This is a genomic window from Moraxella sp. (genome assembly GCF_024227015.1).
GTDB lineage: Bacteria > Pseudomonadota > Gammaproteobacteria > Pseudomonadales > Moraxellaceae > Moraxella.
Window position 1 is genome coordinate 1 of record NZ_JAAELD010000014.1, and the last position, 4,695, is coordinate 4,695.

The 4,695-nt window shown below is 49.3% G+C and carries 3 protein-coding genes; 1 reads left to right on the plus strand and 2 read right to left on the minus strand.

Going from position 1 to position 4,695, the window contains the following annotated elements; translation table 11 throughout:
• Positions 1–41 precede the first annotated feature (41 nt).
• A complete protein-coding gene (locus GY683_RS00260) occupies positions 42–2,417 on the minus strand; it encodes a Tex-like N-terminal domain-containing protein (RefSeq protein WP_297286848.1) in 2,376 nt (791 codons plus the stop codon).
• 277 nt (positions 2,418–2,694) lie between these two features.
• On the opposite strand from GY683_RS00260, the gene ompR reads away from it, so the two are divergent.
• Entirely contained in the window at positions 2,695–3,429 is a 735-nt protein-coding gene (ompR, locus tag GY683_RS00265) for a two-component system response regulator OmpR (protein ID WP_297286849.1), read from the plus strand.
• 52 nt (positions 3,430–3,481) lie between these two features.
• On the opposite strand, the gene lptG is transcribed toward ompR, so the two are convergent.
• On the minus strand, positions 3,482–4,573 hold the full coding sequence (gene lptG / locus GY683_RS00270) for an LPS export ABC transporter permease LptG (RefSeq protein ID WP_297286850.1): 1,092 nt from the start codon (positions 4,571–4,573) through the stop codon (positions 3,482–3,484).
• Positions 4,574–4,695: the final 122 nt, after the last annotated feature.

The window sequence follows — 4,695 nt, forward strand, 5'->3', positions numbered from 1 at the left end:
AATCATCTGATGGCTTATTTTATGTTATTTATCTTATCAAGTTATAGGCCTGCTTGCTTTAATAGCGCGCCTAAGCTGCCGACTTTATTATCTTGAGCTTTTGGTTTTTCTGATTTATCAAAACGGCGACGCTCGTTGCGCTGATCTTTGGCTTTATCCGCTTTCTTATCGGATGTGCGTGGCTTACGCTCTTCTTTTTCTTTTGGCTTGTCGGCTTTTTTATCCGCCTTGGCAGCTTCTGATTTCATGCTAAAGCCAATGCGACTACGAGCCTCATCAACGGAGATTACTCGCACTGATACGATATCCTGAGGCTTAACGACAGCCGCAGGATTGTCCACGAACCCATCAGATAGCTCTGAGATGTGAACCAGACCATCTTGATGCACGCCAACATCGACAAAGCAGCCAAAGGCGGTCACGTTCGTCACCACGCCTTCTAGTACCATGCCCACCGTCAGATCTTTGATAGAATTAACATCATCGCGGAACTTGGCAGTCTTAAATTCTCCGCGTGGGTCGTGTGCTGGCTTAGCAAGCTCAGCGACGACGGTTGCAAGCTGACTAAAATTATCAGCGCTGTCATTGAACGATTTGGCGACCGCTTCATTACCAAGTACGTCTGTTAATGACTTATCCGCTTTACGCAAAATCTCATACACCAGCCCATAACTCTCTGGGTGGACGCCCGTGGCATCCAATGGCTCCGTGCCATCCTTGATGCGTAAGAACCCTGCCGCCTGTTCAAAGGTCTTCACACCCAGACGCGGCACGGCTTTTAGCTCTTCACGGTTTTTGAAGGCGCCATTGCTGCGACGATAATCCACGATCTGCTGTGCGACATTCTTATTAAGACCTGCGATGTGCGCTAGAATAGCAGGACTTGCCGTGTTCACGTCCACACCCACAGCGTTCACGCAGTCTTCGGTTACTTTATCAAGGCTAGATTCCAATTCAGTTTGGTTAACATCATGCTGATATTGCCCAACACCGATCGCCTTTGGCTCAACTTTTACCAGCTCTGACAGCGGATCTTGAAGACGGCGCGCGATCGATACAGCGCCGCGCACGGACACATCAAGATCAGGCAGCTCATTGCTGGCAATCTCGCTTGCCGAATATACAGATGCGCCCGCCTCTGAGATGACCAGCGCTTTGGCAGGCAGCTTCTCATCGTCGATGATGGATTTTACCAAACTTTCGCTTTCACGACTTGCGGTGCCGTTACCGATGGCGACCAGCTCCACGCCATGCACTCTGATCAGATCTGCGATCATCTTGCGCGCTTCATCGACTTTATTATAAGGCTCGAATGGATAAGCTGTATCGGTGGCGAGCACATCACCCGTGGCATCGATCACCGCCATCTTCACACCATGACGGATGCCTGGGTCCACACCCAAAATCACCTTACGCCCTGCTGGCGCTGTCATCAGTAGATGCTTTAGATTCTCGGCGAACACACCAATCGCATCGGTCTCTGCCGCCACACGGCGCTCGGTTAATAGGCGATGCTCAATTTGACTGCGCCACTTGGCATGCCAAAGCTTATTGGCCGTATCCGCCAAAAATTCGCCATTGACCGATGACTCATCAACGCCAAAGTGGTTTTTGATTTTTTGGACAAATGGCTCATCTTCGCCATCAACATGCAGCACCAGTACATTCTGCTGACGACCGCGCAGCATGGCAAGCAAACGGTGATTCGACAGCTTGGCAAATGGTTCGCTGTGCTCAAAATAATCTTTAAATTTCTCACCTGCCTCGCGCTTTTCTTCACCGACAAGCTCCGAGCGAATGCTGGCTGTCTTATTAAAGCCAACTCGCACTTCATCGAGTAGATCCAAAGACTGCGCCCAAGTATCTAGGACAATCGCCTGCACGCCTGCCAACTGCTTATCAAAGTCTTTAAAATCAGCCTCAAAGGTCTCACCAGTCTCATCGGTCAGAGTCTCAGGACAGCTAAATCCTGCCAAAGCCTCGCTAGGCGCTGCACCTGCTAAAATGTCTTGTGCAATAGGTTCAAGCCCTGCCAATCTGGCGCGGGCAGCCACCGAACGACGACGCGGACGATAAGGCTGATAGATCTCTTCTAATTCAAGCTTGGTGTTGGCCGCCTCGATGCGAGCAATAAGCTCGTCAGTCAGCGCATTCTGAGCGGTCAAAAGCTCAATAATCTTAATGCGTCTGGTCGCCAGATCACGCTGTAACACCAGGCCTTTTTCTAATGCACGCAGCAAGGCATCATCTAGACCGCCTGTCTGCTCCTTACGATAACGGGCGATGAATGGCACGCTCGCACCCTCATCAAATAACTCAGCAAATGCCGCCACTTGACTTGGTTTTACGCTTTGCTCTTTGGCGAGTTTGTCATAGATGGCGGCATGATCGATCGGGGTTTGGGCGATATCTGTCATAGGCTTGTTCTTTAAAAATCCAAAAAATGGGAACTTAAAATAGTTATCATTTTACCATAGTCACCAAATCATAAAAACCGCAAAATTCATCCAAACGGCGAAATTGAGTTAAAATTTGTTATCGTTTGCAAATTTTGCTTTATTCATAGCGCGGGCATGGTATGATAAGGATGAAAGGTTGAAAAATTTTGCAAAGTTGCCAAAAATTTGTTACATTTTTTTGTGCAATGTTGTACACTAACAATAATAATCAGTGGTAATCACCTAAGGATAAACCATGACAGAAACTAACGAAAATATTGCTCATCGCATTTTGGTTGTGGACGATGACGTACGTCTGCGCACCTTATTACAAAGATTCTTAGAAGATGATGGCTTAGTCGTGCGCGTGGCGCATGATGGCAAGCAGATGGATAAGCTCATCGCGCGCGAGATTTTCTCTTTGATCGTACTTGATTTGATGTTGCCAGACGAAGATGGCATCAGCATCTGTAAGCGTCTACGCGCCGAAAATTCTGACATTCCCATCATCATGCTGACCGCCAAAGGTTCTGATGCTGACCGCATCGCAGGCCTAGAAGCAGGAGCGGACGACTACCTGCCTAAGCCATTCAACCCAAAAGAGCTGTTGGCTCGTATTAAGGCAGTCCTACGCCGCCAAAACCGCGAGCTTCCAGGCGCACCATCGCAGCAGATGGAAGTGGTTGAATTTGGCCCTTGGACGCTTGACCTATCAACGCGTACCTTGAAACGCGATGGTAATGTCGTCACGCTAACCACAGGCGAATTTAGCGTATTAAAGGCATTAGTACAGCACCCAAGAGAACCACTAACTCGCGACAAGCTCATGAACTTAGCTCGTGGTCGTGAATGGGGTGCGATGGAGCGTTCGATCGATGTGCAAGTCTCTCGCCTGCGCCGCCTTATTGAAGATAATCCATCTCAAGCACGCTACATCCAAACCGTATGGGGCGTGGGCTATGTGTTCGTCCCAGATGGTGCAGAGAGTTAATGATTCAGTGTCACATAAAAAGCAGGTTGTTACCTGCTTTTTTATTTACCCATTATTGCCGCTTTTGTAGTAGATAGACGCCTGCCAGCGCACTGATGATGATGGGTAGCAGCGCCATGACAAATGGCGACCAATTGGCAGCCAGGGCAATAAAGCCGGTCAGGTCGGTCAGATAACTAAACAAAAGCCCTGTCAATAACGCCAACACGATCCTAAGCCCCAACCCTTGGGAACGCAGCGATCCAAATACAAATGACGATGCCACCAACACCAATGACAGCACCGCAAAGGGCGATAGCAGCTTCTGCCAGAATTTTAATTCATGACGCGCTGATGATGAACCTTGATGATTCATCAGAGTACCATGAGCATACAGGTCTGTCAGCGACATGTCCTCAGGCTCACGGGTCAATAGATGCACATCGGTAGGCGCGATGGGCAGTGTCAAAATCTTGGCATCCTCATGGGTACGGCGCACACCTGATGCATTAATATTCACCACATCGATGTCGGACAGCTGCCATGAATAACGATCATCACTACTCTTGGCATCATACACGCCTGACGATGCGCGCATCGCCTCTGTTAAGTTGCTACTTTGATCCAGCGTATAGCGCTTGGTCTCGCCAAGCACCCCATCGCTGTCGGCATAGCTGATATGCACAATGTCTTGCCCGCCATCGTGCTCATTCACCGACCAGTAGCCATTCACGGACACAAGCTTAGTCTCAGGGGTGCGCGTATTGATGGCTTCGGCTTTTTGATTGGTGATGGGCAGTACGAATTGATTCACCGCAAGCGACAACACCACGAACACGCTGGCAGGGATCATCGCCCAGCTAATGATGCGATATTTACTCACGCCCGATGCCTGCATGCTCACAAGCTCACTGTTACCCGCCAACAGTCCCAAGCCCACCACAGCACCAAGCAGCGCGCCGGTTGGGATGAACTGCACCAAGAAATACGGCGAACGATAGAGGATGAATTTGAGTGCATCCATCACCGTATAAGTATCGCTTAGATCCTCAAGCTCATTTAAATAAGCAAAGATCAACTGCAACAACCACAGTCCAAGTACCGCGCCAAGCATCGCCAAAAACGCCGCTCGGATGACATATCTGGCTAAAATATGTGACTTCATGCCGCGCCTCCTTGTCGATTTAGACGCAGTTTTGCCATCATGCGTTCATGATAATTGATGTATATCGCCACCGCAAACAGCGCCATAAGAACCACAGGATACGCCCAATCTCCAACCTTGCC

Bases quoted from the DNA above. Each gene is read 5' to 3' on its own strand.
- ompR (WP_297286849.1), top strand. From the start codon at position 2,695: ATGACAGAAACTAACGAAAATATTGCTCATCGCATTTTGGTTGTGGAC.
- lptG (WP_297286850.1), bottom strand. From the start codon at position 4,573: ATGAAGTCACATATTTTAGCCAGATATGTCATCCGAGCGGCGTTTTTG.
- GY683_RS00260 (WP_297286848.1), bottom strand. From the start codon at position 2,417: ATGACAGATATCGCCCAAACCCCGATCGATCATGCCGCCATCTATGAC.